Genomic DNA, 17,223 nt, shown 5'->3' on the forward strand with positions numbered 1-17,223 from the left:
ACGATATATCGGAACATATCGCGATGCAACGGTCTTGTTGCCCCGGAGTTCGTGGGACACTGGATGTGCTATGACCTCGCTTCCCCTTGTCTTCGACGCGCCCAAGCGCGGCCTCCCGCCGCGCCACCTGGTCGACCTCTCACCCGCCCAGCGCGCGGAAGCCGTTGCGGCCCTTGGTGAGAAGCCGTTCCGCGCCAAGCAGCTGTCGAACCACTACTTCGGCCGCCTGACCGTCGACCCCGCCGAGATGACCGACATCCCGGCCGCCTCGCGCGACAAGCTCGTCGCCGACCTGATGCCGCCGCTTTTCACGGTCGTGCGCAAGGTCACGTGTGACGAGGGGACCACCTCGAAGACCCTGCTGCGGGCGCACGACGGCACGCTCATCGAGTCGGTGCTCATGCGCTACCCGGACCGCGCGACGCTCTGCATCTCGTCGCAGGCGGGCTGCGGCATGGCGTGCCCGTTCTGCGCGACCGGCCAGGGCGGCCTGCAGCGCAACCTGTCGACCGCGGAGATCGTCGACCAGGTGCGGCTGGGTGCCGCGGCCATGCGCGACGGCGAACTGCCCGGCGGCCCCGGCCGCCTGTCGAACATCGTCTTCATGGGCATGGGCGAGCCGCTCGCGAACTACAAGCGCGTGATCGAGGCCGTGCACCGCATCACCGCTCCGGCGCCGGACGGTCTGGGCATCTCGCAGCGCACGGTCACGGTCTCGACGGTCGGCCTGGTGCCGGCGATCCGGAAGCTGACCGAGGAGAAGCTGCAGGTGCGGCTGGCGGTGTCGTTGCACACGCCGGACGACGAGTTGCGCGACACGCTGGTGCCGGTCAACACGCGGTGGAAGGTCTCGGAGGTGCTGGAGGCGGCGCGGGCGTACGCGGACCAGACCGGGCGGCGGGTGTCGATCGAGTACGCGTTGATCCGCGACATCAACGACCAGGGGTGGCGGGCGGATCTGCTGGGCAAGAAGCTGCGCAAGCACCTCGGGCAGCTGGTGCACGTGAACCTGATCCCGTTGAACCCGACGCCGGGGTCGAAGTGGGACGCGTCACCCAAGCCGGTGGAGCGGGAGTTCGTGCGGCGGGTGCGGGAGCAGGGTGTGGAGTGCACCGTGCGGGACACGCGTGGGCAGGAGATCGCGGCGGCCTGCGGTCAGCTCGCCGCTGAGGGCTGATCGTTACTGGTGCTAGCATTGACTGCAATGACAGCATCGGAGGTGGATCATGGCGGTCCTGACGATCCGCGACTTCGACGAGAGTTTGAAAGCCAAGCTCAGGATTCGTGCGGCGGAACACGGCCGTTCGATGGAGGCCGAGGTACGTGCGATCCTCGCCGCGGTGTTGACCAAGTCCGACTCGGGGCCTGGGATGGGCACCAGGATCCGGCAGCGCTTCGCTGAAGTCGAAGAAGTCTCGTTCGAACTGCCTGCTCGCACCGAGCCGGCGCGAGCGGCGGAGTTTCCCGAGTGATCGTTCTCGACACCAACGTCGTCTCCGAGCTCATGAGGCAGGCTCCGAACGACGAGGTGGTTCGCTGGGTCGATCGGTACCCGGCCGATGAAGTCTTCATCACGGCTGTGACGGCGGCCGAGCTCGCCTACGGGATCGAGCGGATGCCCGACGGTCAACGCAAGAGCACGCTCGCGGTCAAGGTCTCCGAGCTTCTCAACGAGGACTTCCAGGGACAGATCCTGCCGTTCGACGGTGCTGCGGCCGTGTACTACGGCGAAATCGTGGCGGCACGCGAGGAACAAGGCTTCCCGATCAGCATGGCGGATGCACAGATTGCCGCGATCTGCCGCCGCTTCGCGGCTTGCTTGGCGACTCGCAACACCAAGGATTTCATGGACACCGGTATCACCTTGCTGAACCCGTGGGGCGACGCCGATCAGTTGTAAGACGTTCTGCCGTTCTGAAATCGGTCGCTGAACCGCCTTCCGGTCTCTAGCGTTCGCCGCGATGAAGCTCGAAGGCGAACGCTGGCGCACGCTCGTCAGCACCGTGCGGCTGGGCCGTGACGAGTACCGAGTGGTGCAACCGGCCCTGCCGTTGTCGCACGCGCCGTTGTACGAGGGATACCTGGGCGTGGAAACGTGTGTGGACAAGGCGTCCGCACGCGATCTCGCCATGGCTTGGGCGTTCGCGATGCGGTCGCCGCGCACGCTGGTGTACCTGCCGTTGCGGCGAAGCGATTCGCCGTGCCGCTGGAGTGAGGGACCGTTGCTGGATCTGGTGCTGGTGCACCACAGCCTCGGGTTTCGGACGTCGCAGTGGAAGGACCTGCGTGCCAGGCTGCGGGGTGGCCGGCCGCACACCGTTGTGTGCCAAGGGTTTTCTGAGGAGCCGGACTACGAGCGGTTGCGGTTCCGGGAGAACCGGGACGTGCTGCGGGGCGCGATCGTGGCCGACACCGTGTTCGTCGTGGGCAGCAGGGTGGCGTTCCAGGTCGGGGGACAGGCGTTGCGGGAGCTGGTCGAGGACTGTCCTCGGCACATGCACGAGAGCCCTGGCACGCACTGCTGTGCGGAGATCACCGAGGATCGCCAGCACTGGAAGTGGCTGCACGTGGTCTACTGCGACGTGCATCGCGTGCACACCTGAGGGCGCAGGTCGTGGGTGGACTGGGTGCGGCTCAAGGCTTTTGCGGCAGCGGCGGTGGGGAACGGTGAACGGCTCTACTGCCGGGTTTGCGTCTGACGGCCACTAGGACATCGGTCGGATAGCATGCCGCCTCGTGGGGGAACCGACGAGGCTGGTCGCGGGCAGGTACGCGACGATCAGAGAGCTCGGCCGGGGCGGCATGGGGGTCGTCTGGCTGGCTGAGGACCAGGTCATCGGACGTCGTGTCGCGCTCAAGGAGCTGCGCACGACCGAGACCGAGCGGGTGCTCAGCGAGGTGCGCACGGCAGGTCGCCTGAACAGCCCCAACGTCGTCGCCATCCACGACGTCATCGCCGACGGCGGTGCCACGTACATCGTGATGGAGCTGGTCGAGGCGCCGACGTTGACGGACCTGATGGCGCGCAGGACGTTCTCCGAGGACGAGGTCGCGGGCATCGCCCTGCAGACGCTCAGCGCGCTTGAGGCGGCGCATGCGGCGGGGATCGTGCATCGGGACGTCAAGCCCAGCAACATCATGGTCGCGTCGGACGGCACGGTGAAGCTGGCCGACTTCGGCATCGCCCGTGCGATGGACGATCCCGGTCTCACGGCCGCCGGCGGCATCATGGGCTCGCCCGGCTACATGGCGCCGGAGCTGTTCGCGGGGCAGCGGCCGTCGCCCGCGAGTGACCTGTGGGCGTTGGGCGCCACCATGTTTCACGCGATCGAGGGGCACTCACCCTTCCAAAGGGACACGACCGCGGCCACCATGCACGCGATCATGTACGAGGAACCGGTCATCCGGCGTGCGCGTGGGCCGCTGGCAGACGTGATCACGGGGCTGCTGCACCAGAACCCGGCTCAGCGCCTCACCGCCGCGCAGACCAGGGCCCGGCTCGGGTCGCCTTCCGAACGGACCGTCGTGATCGAGCCCGTCACGACCTTCGTGACGCCGCAGCCGACGCGCGAGGCGTTCGAGGAGCCCCGGAAGCGGCGCACCGGCCTGATCGCGGGCGCGGCGGTCGCGGGTGTCGCGGTGATCGCGCTGGTCACGTTCCTCGTGGTGCGGCCGGGTGACCAGCCGGCCACCCTCGTCGCCCAGCAGAACCCCACGACGACCGCAGCTACAACGACGACCACGACACCGCCCAGCACGACGCCGAGCAGCAGCGCGCCACCGTCCCAGACGTCGTCGAGCACGCCAAGGTCAACCTGGGCGCAGGCCCAGCCGAACCCGGTCCCGCCGCCGAAGCGCAGGACGAAGGCGCTCAGCCGATGGAACGACGGCCGGTTCTACTTCACGACCTCGGAGGGCTTCGCCAAGCCCCCGCAGTTCAACGCGCTGGACGGCCCGGCCGGTTGGGTCGCCGCGAGCCAGGAGCCGGGCACCCGCGAGCTCTACGCCTGCAAGGTCGGCGACGCCGGCGACTACATGACCTCGGTCGACTTCTCCTGCGACAAGCACGAGAAGCTCGGCGTGCTCGGGTACATCTTCGTCAACCCGCCCGCGGACGGGCACGTCGTCGCGCTCTACCGCTGCAGCTGGGACAACGGCACCAGGCACTTCGACGCGCTCGACAGCACGTGCGAGAAGGGGCACGTCGACGGGCAGCTCGGGTGGGTGCTCAGCGGGCCGTAGCGGGTTCGAGGCCGAGTGGTTCGGCGGCGTCGAAGGTCTCGCGGGCTTCGGCGACCGACTCGTAGTTCTGCTGCGCCCACGACCGCAGCGCGGCCAGCGGTTCGGTGACGCTGCGCCCGAGCGCGGTCAGCTCGTACTCGACGCGCAACGGCACCGAGGGGTACACCGTGCGCGTGACGAGCCCGTCGCGTTCCAACGTGCGCAACGTCTGCGTGAGCATCTTCTGGCTGATGCCGTCCAACCGGCGCTTCAGCTCGCCGAACCGCTTGGGCCCGTCCTCCAGAGCTCCGATCGCCAGTGCCGTCCACTTCGACGCGACCATGTCGAGCAGGTCGCGGCACGGGCACATCTTGAGATAAACGTCCCTGATCACGCCATAGTTTCTACCAGGTACCTAGTGCACCACATAGTGCCTAATTGCCAGCAGAGACCAGATCTCCGAAGCTGGTGTGCATGCGAGCGATCATCCAGAACGAGTTCGGCGGCCCTCTGACCCTCACCGACCTGCCCAAGCCGACCCCGCTGCCGACGGAGGTGCTGGTCAGGGTGCACGCGGCCGGGGTCAACCCGGTCGACTGGAAGACCCGTGCGGGCGGTGGCATGGCCGGCCTGCAGACGTTTCCGCTGGTCCTCGGGTGGGACGTCTCGGGTGTCGTCGAGGAGGTGGGCTTCGGGGTGACGACGCTCAAGCCCGGTGACGAGGTCTACGGCATGCCGCGCTTCCCGCACGCCGCGGGCGCCTACGCCGAGTACGTCACCGCGCCGTCCCGGCACTTCGCGAAGAAGCCGGAGGGGCTGACCCACGTCGAGGCGGGTGCGTTGCCGCTGGCCGCGCTCACCGCGTGGCAGATCCTCGTCGACACCGCTGACGTGCAGCCGGGGCAGAAGGTGCTGGTCACGGCCGCGGCGGGCGGGGTGGGGCACCTGGCGGTCCAGATCGCGAAGGCACGTGGTGCGCACGTCGTCGGCACCGCGCGTGCGCCCAAGCACGCGTTCCTGAAGGACCTCGGTGCGGACGAGGTGATCGACTACACGCGGGCCGACTACGACCGGAACGACATCGACGTGTTCGTGGACCTCGTCGGCGGCGCGTCACCGGAGCCGGTGCGCGGCGGCGGGCTGTTCGTCGGCGTGCCGTCCGGTGTGGACGGCGTGCGGCGCGACGACATCAGGATCAGCCCGATCCTGGTCGAACCGGACCGCGCGGGGCTGGAGGCGATCACCGCACTGGTCGGCCGCGGCGCGCTCAGGGTGCACGTCGACGCCGCGTTTCCGCTGGAAGACGCCGGAAAAGCACATGCCCTGGGCGAGACCGGCCGCACCCAGGGCAAGATCGTGCTGACGGTCGCCTAGCGGCGCCAGGACGTGCGCTTGCGCGCGGCGTCCCACACCAGGCCCGCGACGATGACCACGATCGTGACGATCAGGTAGATGTTCTCGGTGTTGCCGTGGTGGTTGCGGAACACCAGCATCAGGAACAGGAAGATCGCGGAGAGGATTCCGCCCCAGCGCACGGCGCCGGGCAGCGTGCCGTGCCAGCCCCACTCGTGCGACGGCTCCTCGTGAGGGTCGACGGCAGGACGCTTGTCCAGTTCCGAGGACGAAGCCACGGTTTCCTCCACTGCTCATCCGGATTACCCGGTCATCGTCGCACATGTGGGTGAGCACGGATGTGTGAGGTCGCGCGCGTACGACTTACCGGTGAAGTCGTACGCCGTCTACGCTCGACGCGGCCCACTCATCCGATCTCTGAAGGCGCCTCGACTTGACCGGCTTCTCTCCCGCCGAGGCCTCCACCCCGGACACGTTCGCTCCCGTCGAGATCGGCCTGCACGGGGTGCGCAAGCGGTTCTCCGACCAGGTGGCGGTCGACGGCATCTCGCTGAACGTCCACGAAGGCGAGTTCTTCTCGGTTCTCGGCCCGTCGGGCTGCGGCAAGACGACGGTCCTGCGCATGATCGCGGGCTTCGTCGACCCCGACGAGGGCCGCATCGAGCTCGACGGCACCGACATGGTCGGCGTCCCTCCGTACCGCCGGGACGTCAACACGGTCTTCCAGTCCTACGCGCTGTTCCCGCACATGTCGGTGTGGGACAACGTCGCCTACGGCCTGAAGCGCAAGAAGATCCGCGGTGCGGAGCTGAAGAAGCGCGTCGGTGAGCACCTCGAACTCGTGCGGTTGTCCCAGTTCGCCAAGCGCAGGCCCACCCAGCTCTCCGGTGGTCAGCAGCAGCGCGTCGCCATCGCCCGTGCGCTCGCCGCCGGACCGCGGCTGCTCCTGCTGGACGAGCCGCTCGGCGCGCTCGACGCCAAGCTCCGCAAGGAGCTGCAGATCGAGCTGATGCGCATCCAGCGCGAGGTCGGCACGACGTTCCTCTACGTCACGCACGACCAGGAAGAGGCACTTGTCCTCTCGCACCGCATCGCCGTGATGAACGCGGGTCGCATCGAGCAGGTCGGCTACCCCGAGGACGTCTACGAACGCCCCGCGACCCGGTTCGTCGCCGGCTTCATCGGCACGTCCAACATCCTCGACGCCGAGGTGTCCGGTGTGGACGGTGAGTTCGCCGCGCTCACCGCGGCGGGCGCGACGAACCTGCGCGCGAAGTTCTCCGGCGGCGTGAGCCACGGCCAGAAGGTCGCCGCGACCGTGCGACCGGAGAAGGTGCATCTGTTCGACACCACCAGCGAGCCGCCCACCGGCTGGTGCGTCCTGCAAGGCGTCGTCCAGGACGTCGTGTACACCGGCGTGTCGACCCAGTTCGTCGTGGACACGCCCGGCGGCGAGCTCGTGGCGTTCGTGCAGAACGCCCAGCGCATCGACGACGCGGGCGCGCCGGGCCAGCCGGTGCGGATGGCGTGGGACCCCGAGTTCACCGTGCTGCTGGACGCCTCCGATGGCTGAGCAGCTCCGGATCGCCCGGCTGTGGGACGTGCACAGCCCGCGCGTGACCCGGCGCGCGATGCTCGGCTCGATGGCATACTTCGCCCTCGCGGCCTGCGCCGTCGGTCCGGCGCCGACCAGCAGCGGCGGCACGAGCGCCGCCAGGGCCGCGAACCTCAAGGACGAGCCGAAGCTCAACTTCTACAACTGGACCGACTACATCGCGCCGGAGACGCTGCCGGGCTTCCAGAAGATCTCCGGCATCGAGGTCACGTACGACAACTTCTCGACCAACGACGAGATGGAAGCCAAGATCGCGTCCGGTCAGGCGGGTTACGACCTGGTCGTGCCGAGCGACAACTTCCTGCGCAGGTTCCTGCGGTCCGGCCTGCTGCAACCGCTGGACCACGACGCGATCCCGAACCTCGTGAACCTGGAACAGCGGTTCGTCGAGGCCGACTACGACCCCGGCAACCAGTTCTCCGTGCCGTGGGCCTGGGGCACCACGGGCCTCGCGTACTCGAAGTCGCAGATCGGCGGCGAGGTCACCGGGTTCGACGCCTACGACCTGCCGAACGCGCAGGGCCGCAGCTCGATCCTCGACGAGGCCCGCGACGGCCTGGCGCTCGGCCTGCTCAAGCTCGGCCACGACCCGAACACCACCGACGCGGAGCAGATCGACGACGCGGCGAACTTCCTGCTGTCGTTGAAGAAGAAACTCGGCCAGATCACCTCCGACGTGATCGAACCGCTGACCTCCGGCCAGGTGCGGCTGGCGCAGTCGTACTCCGGTGACGCGTTCCAGGCGAAGGCGGCCAACGACGACATCGGCTACGCCATCCCCGCCGAGGGCGGACTGTCCTACGTGGACCTCCTGGTCATCCCGAAGGACGCGCCGCACGCCGGGAACGCGCACCGGTTCATCGACTACGTCCTCGGTGCGGAAGCGGGTGCGGCGCTGTCCAACGCGGTCCGCTACGGCAGCCCCAACGCCGCCGCCAAACCGTTGATCGACAAGGACCTGCTGAACGACCCGGTGGTCTACCCGCCGGAGGAGCAGCTGAAGAAGCTGCCGTTCACCAAGGACCTCGGCGGTGAGGCCGAAGCGCGGTACGCCGACGCCTGGACGAAGGTCAAGACCGGCTGACGGGAAAGGTCGCGAACCCCCTGATGGTCGTCGACTCGCGGAACGTGGCCGCCGCGGTCTGGGTGATCCGCGGCCACTTCCTGGCGAGCGCCCGGAAGACGACGTCTCCTTCCATCCTGGCGAGCGACGCGCCGAGGCAGTAGTGGATGCCGCTGCCGAACGCCAGGTGCTCCGGCTGCCGAGCGCGGGTGATGTCGAAGCGGTCCGGCTCCGGGTAGACCTCCGGGTCGCGGTTGGCCGCGGCCAGGATCAGGAAGATCCCGTCGTCGCGCCGCATCCGCCGGTGCAGGTCCGGCACGGCCTCGTGCGCCACGCGGCCGGTGTAGTGGACGGGCGGCGCCCACCGCAGCACCTCCTCGACCGCCGCGGGCGCCAGGCCCGGGTCGTTCTTCAGCAGCTCCCACTGGTCCGGGTGGTCCAGGAACGCCATGGCGCCGTTGCCGATCAGGTTCACCGTCGTCTCGAACCCGGCCAGGAGCAGCAGCAACAACATGCCCAGCAACTCGTCCGAGGTGAGCTTCCGCTCGCCCTCGGCCGCGACCAGCGAGCTGATCCCGTCGTCGCCCGGCCGCCTCCGGCGTTCGTGGATCAGCCGCTCGAACAACGCCATGATCCGCTCGTACGTCCCGCCGAGCGGGCTGCCGCTCGCCGCGCGCATCCCGAACTCGGCGAACGACCTGGTGTCGGACTCCTCGATGCCGAGCAGGTCGCTGATCACCATCACCGGCAACGGCGTGGCGAAGTCCTGGATCAGGTCCATGGAGTCGTTGTCCAGCAACGACTCCGCGATCTTCTCGACCCGCGGCCGGTAGGAGTCGATCAGCTTCGGGCTGAACGCGGGCGCGGCCAGCCTGCGCAGCCGGGTGTGGTCCGGCGGGTCCGCCTCCAGGAACGAGGTCGGCTGCAGGCCCAGTGACGTCATCGCGGGCAGCGAGCTGTCCAGGAACCGCACGCCGAACCGGCGGTCCCGCAGGATCTTGTTGCACACCGCGTGGGACGTCGTGAGCACGAGCCCTGGAGTGATCCAGCACGCGGAGCGGGTCGCCACGCAACCGCCCGCCCTGCAGCCAGGAGATCAGGTGGATGACGGGCTGGTCCATGGTGGCGCGGCGCATGCTGAGCCGTTCGTCGTCGCGCATGGTCTCTTGACGAGCTGCTCGATCGCGTGGATCAACCCCGATCGCGTGGGAAAGCGCTGGTGGGGTGTGGTTCTGCCGACACCGGCCGCCTTCGCGACGTCACCGAGTGACGCCGTCGGGTCCCTCAACGGCATGGCATGATCTGGTTCCGTGTCGCGACGCTGGCTGAAGGCCAACGCCCTGCTCACGCCCACCGGGCTGTGGCTGGGGATCTTCCTGATCGCGCCGTTGGTGATCGTCGTCGAGTTCAGCTTCGCCACGCGGGACACCGGGGTGGCCCGCGCGGTGCTGCCGTGGACGACGCAGGCCTACCTGACGGCGCTCGACCCGGCGTTCCTGCCGATCTTCGGCCGGACCCTGGTCTACGCGGTGGCGACGACGCTGATCTGCCTGCTGCTGGGCTTCCCGCTGGCGTGGTTCATCGCCCGCCACGGCGGCCGGTACCGGACCTCGCTGCTCGCGGCGGTGCTCATCCCGTTCTGGTCGAGCTATCTCGCGCGGATCTACGCGTGGAAGGCGCTGCTGGACGGTGAGGGGCTGGTCAACACCGTGCTCGGGTGGGTGGGGCTGGGGCGCGACGGCGGGTTCCTGCTCACGCACGGCGCGGTGGTCCTCGGGCTCACGTACGGGTTCCTGCCGTTCATGGTGCTGCCGCTGTACGTGGCGTGCGAGCGGTTCGACTTCCGGCTGGTGGAGGCCTCCTACGACCTCGGCCACGGACGCACGTCGACGTTCTTCCGGGTGGTGTTGCCGGGGGTGTTCACCGGGGTGCTGGCCGGGTCGCTGCTGGTGCTGGTGCCCTCGGCCGGTGACTTCGTGACGCCGAAGCTGCTCGGCGGCGTCGACCAGTCGACGTTCGGGTCGGTGATCGACGACCAGTTCCGCGGCGGCAACAACTGGCCGCTGGGCTCGGCGATGGCGGTGCTGTTGCTCGTGCTGGTGGTCCTCGTGCTGTTGCTGCGAGGGCGGCGTGGGGAGGACGTGCTGTGAACCGCCGGCCGTGGGCACTCGCGCTCGTCGTCGCCTTCGTCTTCCTGTTCCTGTACGCGCCGATCGTGTGGCTGGCGCTGGCGTCGTTCAACTCGTCGCGGTCGCTGAGCAGGATCAGCGGGTTGTCGACGCGGTGGTACGCCGAGCTGTTCGACGACACGCGCGTGCTGGCGTCGTTGGAGCTGACCCTGCAGCTCGCGCTGGCGTCCGCGGTGATCTCGACGGTGATCGGGACGCTGGCGGCGTTCGGGTTGCGGCGGGCGTTTCCCGGCCGCGGGCTGTGGACCGTGCTGCTGTCGCTGCCGCTGGTGGTGCCCGAGGTCGTGATGGGCGTGGCGCTGCTGGGGTTCTTCGTGAAGCTCGCCGGGATCCCGCTCGGGTTCGGGGCGCTGCTGTTCGCGCACGTGGCGTTCTCGCTGAGCTTCGTGGTCGTCGTGGTGCGGTCGCGGGTGTCCGGAATGGACGTTCGACTGGAGGAGGCGGCGGCCGATCTCGGGGCTTCGCCGTGGACGGCGTTCCGGACCGTGACGCTGCCGTTGGTGGCGCCCGCGGTGGTGGCCGGCGGGGCGTTCGCGTTCCTGCTGTCGTTCGACGACGTGGTGATCTCGTCGTACCTCACGGGCGTCGGGTCCACGACGCTGCCGGTGTTCGTCTACGCGCAGGCCTCGAAACGCGGCATTTCGCCGGAGATCGTGGCGCTGTCGACGTTGATGGTGACGGCGACCGCGCTGTTGCTGGTCATCGGTGTGGTGGTCGCGTCGTGGCGGGCCCGCAGGGCCGGGGCCACCGCGCAGCTGGTCTGACTTCACCGCGGGGCTGTATCTGGTCCCGCGCCCGCGCGACTTCTCTGGTGACACCGGCAAGTTCTTGGGGGAGACGTGCCGAAGTTGCGCATTCACTTCACCGATCGGGACATCGCGCGCACGCGGTTGAAGCTGGAACCCGATCTGATGCGGGAGATCGTCGGCAGTGCCCAGGTACTGCGGCACCGGGAAGACGACCGGGCCTTCGACCCGTGGCGCAGACGCGTGCGTGAGCTCGCCGCTCGTGACGCGGACCTGCGGACGGCGCTGCACACGGTCCTGTCGACCCGGCCGCAGCGCCTGCACGCCGAAGCCGAGGCCCTGCGCGTCTACTTCAGGTCCGTCATCGAGCCGCACCTGCCGGCGATCGAGGACGCGCTGTGCGCCGAGGTGTCGGCGGGGATCCAGCAGTACCTGCGGCGCGGCCCGGAAGGCCTGCTGGACGTGCTCGGGCCCGCCACCCGGTGGGATCGGCCCGTGCTGTCCGTCGACTCCCCGCACCACGGGGACCTGCACCTCGACGGGCAGGGGATCGTGCTGGTCCCGTGCTACTTCGCCCTGCGCCACCAGCTGGCTCCCGGCCCGGTGCTGGCCTGCCCGATCCGCACCGAGTCCCGGTCGAGGAACGGCGGCCGGGGTGACCACCTGACCGCTCTGCTGGGCTCCACCAGGGCCTCCATCCTGCGGTCGGCGGTCGGCGGGAGCACCACCTCCAAGCTCGCGAAGCTCGTGGGTGTCGCTCCCGCCACGGTCAGTCATCACACCGCGGTGCTGCGCGAAGCCGGCCTCATCACCACTCAGCGCGAGGAGAACTTCGCGCGGCACCTGATCACACCGCTGGGACTGAGGGTGCTCGCCGCCGGGCGATGAGCACCCTCAACCCGTCGTCACCAACAACCCGCGACGGTCCTGACCCACTTGTGGGAACGGATCTTCACGCCGGGGAACCCAGGTGCTCGCTGGCCGCGGTCCACGTAGTAGGCGATGTCGCCCCCGTAGTTCGCCGCCGGGTACATGCACACCCCGGCGTAGGTCGAGCTGTTCCCGTTGTCGAAGACGGCCTGCACGGCGCGCGACGACGACCAGGAGCACCTGATCGACCCGGCCTGCCAGTCGGGGTCGGCGACGGCCCAGGCGCACCGGCTGCTGCTGCCGTCGCTGACCGGCCACGCGCAGAAGTCACCGGAAGGACACGACAGGGCCTGGGCCGAGACGTCGTTCGTCGCCGGCGCGGTGATGGTCACACCGGACTTGGTCTGCGTGCCGGGAGCCGCCGATGCCGTCCCCAGCAACGACACCAGTGCCAAAGCGGCGGCGAACAGCACACAAAGCGCTTTTCTCATGTTTCCCCCTGAGAGATCGATGTGCAGGAGGGAGTCTGCCGAGGCCCGGTCTCGCCCGGGGCGTCCTTCGAATCTCGTCGAAGCGCTTCCACGCGACCTGGACGGGCCGTCAACTTTCGTCGCGCGGATTCGATACTCCAGCGTGCCGCGCGAACATCGGACGTCTCGTAGCTTGGGAGCGTGATTACCGCTGTGCGGGCCAGGGCGGAGGCGTTCCGCGCCGACACGCTGGCCCGGCTCAAAGCACTGACCCCGGTGCGCGTCGCCGGCGACGTGATCGTGATGGTCGCCGCGATCCTGCTCGACCTGTGGCCGGGACCGTGGGCGCAGGAGCCGGCGAAGTCGTCCGGCTGGCTGATCGTCGCCTTCATCGCCTGTTACGTGGCGCTGCTGCTGGCGCGGCACCTGTTGCCCGCGACGACCATGATCGTGGCCGCGGCGATACCGTTCCTCGGGCCCGCGCTGATGGTCGTGCTGAGCTACACGGCGGGGCGGCGGATCGAGTCGTGGGTCAAGGCCGTCGCGGCGACCTCGATCACGTTCGTCGTCGTCATGTTCTCCTGGGACCGCGGGCCGATCGACATCGGTCCCGTCTACGGGATGCTGATCCTGATCACGATCTTCGGCGTGGGGGTGGCACTGCCGTTCCTCGTGGGCCGCTATCTCGCGCAACGCGAGGCGCTCGTGCAGGCGATGCAGGACCGCGAGGCGCGGATGCGGGTCGAGCACAGGATGCTGTCGCGGCAGGTGCGCCTGCGCGAACGCAGCCGCATCGCCCAGGACATGCACGACAGCCTCGGCCACCGGCTGTCGTTGATCTCCGTGCACGCGGGCGCGCTGGCGCTGGACCCGTCGCTGGGCGACAAGCAGCGCGAGGCGATCGGGGTGTTGCGCTCGGCGGCGTTGACCGGCATGGAGGAACTGCGGGCGATCATCGGCGTGCTGCGGGCCGAGGACGGTCCCGACGACGATCCCGCGACACGGACCGTGGAGTCCATCGACTCGTTGGTGGGCGACGCGCGCAAGGCCGGCGTCCTGGTGTCGTTGGTCCGTGGCGGGCAGGCGCACCCGTTGCCGTCACGGGTGTCGCACGCGGCGTATCGCGTGGCGCAGGAAGGCCTGACCAACGCGGCCAAGCACGCGCCGGGTGCCGCCGTGCAGGTCACCGTGAAGTACGAGCCCGACGCGCTGGTCGTGGAGGTGCGGAACAACCCGTCGCGCGGCGGTTCCGCGGCCAGGGAACCGGGCGTCGGACTCATCGGCCTGAGCGAACGCGTGCGCGTGGCGGGCGGCATCCTGCACGTGGGCGCGCTGCCGTCGGGAGGCTTCCGGATCGCCGCGGTGCTGCCGTACGAGGACACGGGACTGCCGGAAGAGCCGGAGGAGGACGCGCAGGACGAGGAGCAGCCGACGCACCAGATCCGCAAGTGGGCAGGCGTCGGCTCGATCGCCGGCGCGTCCATCGTGCTGGCGGTCATCATCGGCGGCTTCACCTACCTCGGCACCCAGCCGATCACCAAGGTCGTGTCGGCCGACGACCTCGCCAGGATCCAGGAGGGCCAGTCGGAAGCCGACGTGATGGCGCTGCTGCCGCACGGCGACGATCCGTTGCTGGCGGGCGGCGAACGCAGCTCGCAGGCCTCCCCGGAACCACCGGGCGCGCACTGCCTCTACCACCTCACCGACGAGCAGTCCTACCTCGACAAGGGCACCCGAGTGGTGCGCTTCTGCTTCCGTGACGGCAAGCTGGTCGAAAAGAAGATCCACGTGCAGAAGGACAAGCCATGATCCGCGTGCTCATCGCCGACGACGAACCGCTGATGCGCGCCGGCATCAAGGCCATCCTCGGCACGGCGGACGACATCGAGCTGGTGGCGGAGGCCGGTGACGGCCGCGAGGCACTGCAGACCGTGCGCGAGCGCCGCGTCGACGTGGCGGTGCTGGACATCCGCATGCCGCGGATGGACGGCCTGGCGTGCGCCCGCGAGCTGAAGGTCGTCGCGCCGTCCGTGCGGGTCGTGATGCTGACGACGTTCGGTGAGGACGAGAACATCGTGCGGGCCCTGTCCGACGGCGCTGCGGGGTTCCTGTTGAAGGATTCGGCGCCTGAGGAGCTGCTACGGGCCGTGCGCGCGGTGCACAACGGTGAGGCTTATCTGTCGCCGATGGTCACCTCGCGGGTGGTCGGCATGGTGGCGACTTCAGGCCAGCCGAAGCGGCAGGAGGCGCAGAAGGCCGTCGCCGGGCTCACCGAGCGCGAGGTCGAGGTGCTGGCGTTGCTCGGGCAGGGCATGTCCAACGCCGACATCGGGGCGAAGCTGCACATGTCCGAGGCGACGGTGAAGACGTACGTGTCGCGGTTGCTCGCGAAGCTGGGGCTGACGAACCGGGTGCAGGCGGCGTTGCTGGCGCGCGACGCGGGCATCGCCAGCTAGCGCGTCCGTTCCCAGAGGATGAACTCTCCGCCTGCATCCACGCTTCCCAGGTGCTGGCCGTCCGGACTGAAGTCGACGGCGACCACTGGCATTTTGTGACCTTCGAGCGTCTGGATCAGCTTGCCGGCGTACGGATCCCACACTCGAACCTCGCCGTCGAGGGTCGCACTGATGAGTGCGTGGCCGTCGAGACTGAACGCGATGGCCAAAACGGAGCCGTTGTGCTCCATCGATGCGCCGAACTGCAGCCCTGACAACGGGTCCCACAGGCGAACCGTGTCACGCGCGGTGGTGGCGAGGAGCCTGCCGTCCGGACTGAATGCCACCGACTGTCCTGAGCCCTCGTGGTCCGTCAGCGGAACGCCGACCGGCGACCGCGTTCTTGGATGCCACAGACGAATTGTCCCGTCGAAGCTAGCGCTCGCAAGCAGATTGCCATCCGGGTTGAACGCGAGTCCTGTGACCGAGTACTTGTGTCCGGTGAGCGGGTCTCCCAGCGGCCTCGGTGTCGAGGTGCCCCACAGAGTGATGTTGGAGCCTCTGGCGCTGGCCAGCGTCTTGCCGTCCTGACTGAAGGCGGTTGCCAACGCCCCCCGCTTCTTCCAGATGGGCGCTGTCTGGTCGTCGGGGTGCCACGCGCACATCTCGTGTTCGGTCGCTGTCAACAGCCACCGCCCGTTTGGGCTGAACGCCAGGGCCCGGACTCGGTCGTGTCGAACCATGTGGATCGTTCTGCAACGAGCCGCCGGTTTGTACGCGTTGATGAACTCCACTGTGTTCGTGGTTCCCACGCAGACGAGGCCAGGTCTGGATGGGTTGAACGCCATGCATGTCACGGCAGTGCTGTGGTGCTCGACCAGTCCTCGCCTGTTCATGGCGCGGAAGGAATGCGCGTGTTCGAAGCGAGGTAGCGGATGTGGCCCAGCGTCGATGACCAGCCGAACCCGGTTCGATGCCGGAGGTTCGTCGGCGAGTGCGGACAACGCCGCCCAGGCGACATCGTCACCGGAGGCGGCGAGGTTCTTCAACTCCTTCAGCCCCATGAGGCGGTACCGCTCGTCCTGGCTGCGCAACAACTGGCGGATCTCCGGCGGCAGGTTGAGCGGCAGCCGAGCGCCTCGTCCGCTGTGTGCGACGTAGATGTCGCCGGTCAGCATGTCGTTGCGGGTCGGAGTCTGGTCGGGCGTGCGTCCGCGGACCCAGTCGTACACGAACGTGTACAGCTCGCCCGCGTCGATCCGGCCGTCCTCGTTGAGGTCGGCCTCGCCGGTGCGAAGCCCTTCGACGATGGCTTGCGTGAAGAGCGACATCTCGTCGCGCTCGAACGCGTGTTGGATCTTCGTGGACGCCGTCATCACTGCGCAGCCACGCCCGGCTGAGTCGCCTGCCAGTTGGTCGATGGCGTCGACGGTTTCGGTGCCCTTCGGGGTGAAGCCCGGCGGGAACGCGCCGCTGTAGCAGCAGTCGAGCCAGACCACGACGCGCCGGGCGGCGCTGTGGTCGATCAGTTCGCGTACCCAACCGGCGGCGATCGCCGACGCGCGCAGGTGGCGGCGGCGGGTGTCGGACATGACGAGGTGGAGCTTGCCGCCCTCGTCCTTGATGCCGTGGCCGGAAACGTGCAACAGGACGAGGTCGTTGCGGCTGGCGTCGGTGAAGGTTTCATCGAGCGCCTGGCGGATTTCCTGGGCCGGTCGGTTCACCAAGGTGGTGACTTCGAAAGCACCGATCTGGGGATGGGCGAGCAGGTCGGCCAGCGCGGTCGCGTCTGTGCACGGTGTGCGCAGGTCGACGAACTCATCGTCGTCGTAGGTGTCCGTCGCGATGAGCAGTGCGATGCGTCGATTGGCCGCCACACCGACGCTATCGTTCGGCCCGTGACGACGATTACCGTAACGTTGCAGCACGACGACCCCGAGGTGCTGGACCGGCAGATCCGCCTGCTTCGCGACGATGTCCGAGGCCTCGACGTCGATGTTGACTTCGCGCCAGGTCCGTCCGCCCCCGAGGGCGCCAAGGGCATCGATCCGCAGACGCTCAGCACGATCATCGTCGCGGTCAGCGGCTCGCCCGTGCTCATCCAGCTCGGCCGGGTGCTGGCGGCGTTCGTCGACCGCGGCAAGTGCAAGGTGATCGTCGAGGACGGCGACCGCAGGCTGGAGATCCAGGGCCCGTTGGACGACACCGGGCGGCAAGCGGTCGAGTCGTTCCTCCGCAAGGAGCTGGGATGACGAGAGGCC

Annotated in this window: 20 protein-coding genes; 15 read left to right on the forward strand and 5 right to left on the reverse strand. The window is 68.7% G+C overall.

The window, feature by feature from the left end; translation table 11 throughout:
* The first annotated feature begins 70 nt into the window (after nucleotides 1-70).
* The 5 genes from rlmN (at nucleotide 71) to ACWEIJ_RS12405 (ending at nucleotide 4,242) form a co-directional block, all read left to right on the forward strand.
* Nucleotides 71-1,177, forward strand: a complete 1,107-nt coding sequence (gene rlmN / locus ACWEIJ_RS12385) for a 23S rRNA (adenine(2503)-C(2))-methyltransferase RlmN (protein ID WP_449837223.1) — start codon at nucleotides 71-73, stop codon at nucleotides 1,175-1,177.
* Between the two features lie 49 nt (nucleotides 1,178-1,226).
* Entirely contained in the window at nucleotides 1,227-1,472 is a 246-nt protein-coding gene (locus tag ACWEIJ_RS12390; RefSeq protein WP_449837224.1) for a FitA-like ribbon-helix-helix domain-containing protein, read from the forward strand.
* Complete coding sequence (locus ACWEIJ_RS12395) at nucleotides 1,469-1,900, forward strand: PIN domain-containing protein (protein WP_449837225.1); 432 nt, start codon at nucleotides 1,469-1,471, stop codon at nucleotides 1,898-1,900. The genes ACWEIJ_RS12390 and ACWEIJ_RS12395 overlap by 4 nt, the downstream gene beginning before the upstream one ends.
* 61 nt (nucleotides 1,901-1,961) lie before the next feature.
* Nucleotides 1,962-2,603 (forward strand): hypothetical protein, encoded by a 642-nt coding sequence (locus tag ACWEIJ_RS12400; protein ID WP_449837226.1) that lies wholly within the window; start codon nucleotides 1,962-1,964, stop codon nucleotides 2,601-2,603.
* 133 nt (nucleotides 2,604-2,736) lie between these two features.
* Nucleotides 2,737-4,242: a serine/threonine-protein kinase gene (locus ACWEIJ_RS12405; protein WP_449837227.1), complete on the forward strand. Its 1,506-nt coding sequence runs from the start codon at nucleotides 2,737-2,739 to the stop codon at nucleotides 4,240-4,242.
* On the opposite strand, the gene ACWEIJ_RS12410 is transcribed toward ACWEIJ_RS12405, so the two are convergent.
* Nucleotides 4,229-4,591, reverse strand: coding sequence for a winged helix-turn-helix transcriptional regulator (locus tag ACWEIJ_RS12410; protein WP_449837344.1), 363 nt, complete (start codon nucleotides 4,589-4,591; stop codon nucleotides 4,229-4,231). The genes ACWEIJ_RS12405 and ACWEIJ_RS12410 overlap by 14 nt on opposite strands.
* 104 nt (nucleotides 4,592-4,695) lie before the next feature.
* Between ACWEIJ_RS12410 and ACWEIJ_RS12415 the strand changes: the two genes are divergently transcribed.
* Nucleotides 4,696-5,595, forward strand: coding sequence for an NADP-dependent oxidoreductase (locus tag ACWEIJ_RS12415; protein ID WP_449837228.1), 900 nt, complete (start codon nucleotides 4,696-4,698; stop codon nucleotides 5,593-5,595).
* Here the strand turns inward: ACWEIJ_RS12415 and ACWEIJ_RS12420 are convergent.
* Nucleotides 5,592-5,852: a DUF2631 domain-containing protein gene (locus ACWEIJ_RS12420; RefSeq protein WP_355444612.1), complete on the reverse strand. Its 261-nt coding sequence runs from the start codon at nucleotides 5,850-5,852 to the stop codon at nucleotides 5,592-5,594. The two genes, ACWEIJ_RS12415 and ACWEIJ_RS12420, sit on opposite strands and share 4 nt — an antisense overlap.
* Nucleotides 5,853-6,007: 155 nt before the next feature.
* On the opposite strand from ACWEIJ_RS12420, the gene ACWEIJ_RS12425 reads away from it, so the two are divergent.
* Together ACWEIJ_RS12425 and ACWEIJ_RS12430 are read left to right on the forward strand one after the other, a co-directional pair.
* Entirely contained in the window at nucleotides 6,008-7,147 is a 1,140-nt protein-coding gene (locus ACWEIJ_RS12425) for an ABC transporter ATP-binding protein (RefSeq protein WP_449837229.1), read from the forward strand.
* Nucleotides 7,140-8,273: a polyamine ABC transporter substrate-binding protein gene (locus ACWEIJ_RS12430; protein WP_449837230.1), complete on the forward strand. Its 1,134-nt coding sequence runs from the start codon at nucleotides 7,140-7,142 to the stop codon at nucleotides 8,271-8,273. The genes ACWEIJ_RS12425 and ACWEIJ_RS12430 overlap by 8 nt, the downstream gene beginning before the upstream one ends.
* On the opposite strand, the gene ACWEIJ_RS12435 is transcribed toward ACWEIJ_RS12430, so the two are convergent.
* Nucleotides 8,260-9,282: a cytochrome P450 gene (locus tag ACWEIJ_RS12435; protein ID WP_449837231.1), complete on the reverse strand. Its 1,023-nt coding sequence runs from the start codon at nucleotides 9,280-9,282 to the stop codon at nucleotides 8,260-8,262. The genes ACWEIJ_RS12430 and ACWEIJ_RS12435 overlap by 14 nt on opposite strands.
* 70 nt (nucleotides 9,283-9,352) lie before the next feature.
* Here ACWEIJ_RS12435 and ACWEIJ_RS12440 point away from each other — a divergent pair, with 70 nt between their 5' ends.
* The 4 genes from ACWEIJ_RS12440 (at nucleotide 9,353) to ACWEIJ_RS12455 (ending at nucleotide 12,075) form a co-directional block, all read left to right on the forward strand.
* Nucleotides 9,353-9,553, forward strand: a complete 201-nt coding sequence (locus ACWEIJ_RS12440) for a hypothetical protein (RefSeq protein WP_449837232.1) — start codon at nucleotides 9,353-9,355, stop codon at nucleotides 9,551-9,553.
* A 9-nt stretch (nucleotides 9,554-9,562) separates the two neighbouring features.
* Nucleotides 9,563-10,402, forward strand: coding sequence for an ABC transporter permease (locus tag ACWEIJ_RS12445; protein ID WP_449837233.1), 840 nt, complete (start codon nucleotides 9,563-9,565; stop codon nucleotides 10,400-10,402).
* Nucleotides 10,399-11,205: an ABC transporter permease gene (locus tag ACWEIJ_RS12450; RefSeq protein WP_449837234.1), complete on the forward strand. Its 807-nt coding sequence runs from the start codon at nucleotides 10,399-10,401 to the stop codon at nucleotides 11,203-11,205. The genes ACWEIJ_RS12445 and ACWEIJ_RS12450 overlap by 4 nt, the downstream gene beginning before the upstream one ends.
* 75 nt (nucleotides 11,206-11,280) lie before the next feature.
* Nucleotides 11,281-12,075, forward strand: coding sequence for an ArsR/SmtB family transcription factor (locus ACWEIJ_RS12455; RefSeq protein WP_449837235.1), 795 nt, complete (start codon nucleotides 11,281-11,283; stop codon nucleotides 12,073-12,075).
* Nucleotides 12,076-12,092: 17 nt separating this feature from the next.
* Here the strand turns inward: ACWEIJ_RS12455 and ACWEIJ_RS12460 are convergent, their stop codons facing one another.
* Nucleotides 12,093-12,548 (reverse strand): peptidase inhibitor family I36 protein, encoded by a 456-nt coding sequence (locus tag ACWEIJ_RS12460; protein WP_449837236.1) that lies wholly within the window; start codon nucleotides 12,546-12,548, stop codon nucleotides 12,093-12,095.
* A gap of 180 nt (nucleotides 12,549-12,728) precedes the next feature.
* Here ACWEIJ_RS12460 and ACWEIJ_RS12465 point away from each other — a divergent pair, with 180 nt between their 5' ends.
* Together ACWEIJ_RS12465 and ACWEIJ_RS12470 are read left to right on the forward strand one after the other, a co-directional pair.
* Nucleotides 12,729-14,336, forward strand: coding sequence for a sensor histidine kinase (locus ACWEIJ_RS12465; protein WP_449837237.1), 1,608 nt, complete (start codon nucleotides 12,729-12,731; stop codon nucleotides 14,334-14,336).
* Nucleotides 14,333-14,983: a response regulator gene (locus ACWEIJ_RS12470; protein WP_449837238.1), complete on the forward strand. Its 651-nt coding sequence runs from the start codon at nucleotides 14,333-14,335 to the stop codon at nucleotides 14,981-14,983. Before ACWEIJ_RS12465 ends, ACWEIJ_RS12470 begins: the two co-directional genes overlap by 4 nt.
* On the opposite strand, the gene ACWEIJ_RS12475 is transcribed toward ACWEIJ_RS12470, so the two are convergent.
* The gene (locus ACWEIJ_RS12475) at nucleotides 14,980-16,890 is read right to left on the reverse strand and encodes a caspase, EACC1-associated type (RefSeq protein WP_449837239.1); all 1,911 of its coding nucleotides are present in this window, start codon (nucleotides 16,888-16,890) and stop codon (nucleotides 14,980-14,982) included. The genes ACWEIJ_RS12470 and ACWEIJ_RS12475 overlap by 4 nt on opposite strands.
* Between ACWEIJ_RS12475 and ACWEIJ_RS12480 the strand changes: the two genes are divergently transcribed.
* Nucleotides 16,861-17,214, forward strand: coding sequence for a hypothetical protein (locus tag ACWEIJ_RS12480; RefSeq protein WP_449837240.1), 354 nt, complete (start codon nucleotides 16,861-16,863; stop codon nucleotides 17,212-17,214). The two genes, ACWEIJ_RS12475 and ACWEIJ_RS12480, sit on opposite strands and share 30 nt — an antisense overlap.
* Nucleotides 17,215-17,223 lie beyond the last annotated feature (9 nt).

It is taken from the genome of Lentzea sp. NPDC004789 (assembly GCF_053601075.1).

What these genes read in the sequence shown, in the direction of transcription:
- ACWEIJ_RS12430 (WP_449837230.1), top strand. Translation starts at nt 7,140, where the DNA reads ATGGCTGAGCAGCTCCGGATCGCCCGGCTGTGGGACGTGCACAGCCCG.
- ACWEIJ_RS12415 (WP_449837228.1), top strand. Translation starts at nt 4,696, where the DNA reads ATGCGAGCGATCATCCAGAACGAGTTCGGCGGCCCTCTGACCCTCACC.
- ACWEIJ_RS12470 (WP_449837238.1), top strand. Translation starts at nt 14,333, where the DNA reads ATGATCCGCGTGCTCATCGCCGACGACGAACCGCTGATGCGCGCCGGC.
- ACWEIJ_RS12410 (WP_449837344.1), bottom strand. Translation starts at nt 4,591, where the DNA reads ATGTGCCCGTGCCGCGACCTGCTCGACATGGTCGCGTCGAAGTGGACG.
- rlmN (WP_449837223.1), top strand. Translation starts at nt 71, where the DNA reads ATGACCTCGCTTCCCCTTGTCTTCGACGCGCCCAAGCGCGGCCTCCCG.
- ACWEIJ_RS12390 (WP_449837224.1), top strand. Translation starts at nt 1,227, where the DNA reads ATGGCGGTCCTGACGATCCGCGACTTCGACGAGAGTTTGAAAGCCAAG.
- ACWEIJ_RS12400 (WP_449837226.1), top strand. Translation starts at nt 1,962, where the DNA reads ATGAAGCTCGAAGGCGAACGCTGGCGCACGCTCGTCAGCACCGTGCGG.
- ACWEIJ_RS12460 (WP_449837236.1), bottom strand. Translation starts at nt 12,548, where the DNA reads ATGAGAAAAGCGCTTTGTGTGCTGTTCGCCGCCGCTTTGGCACTGGTG.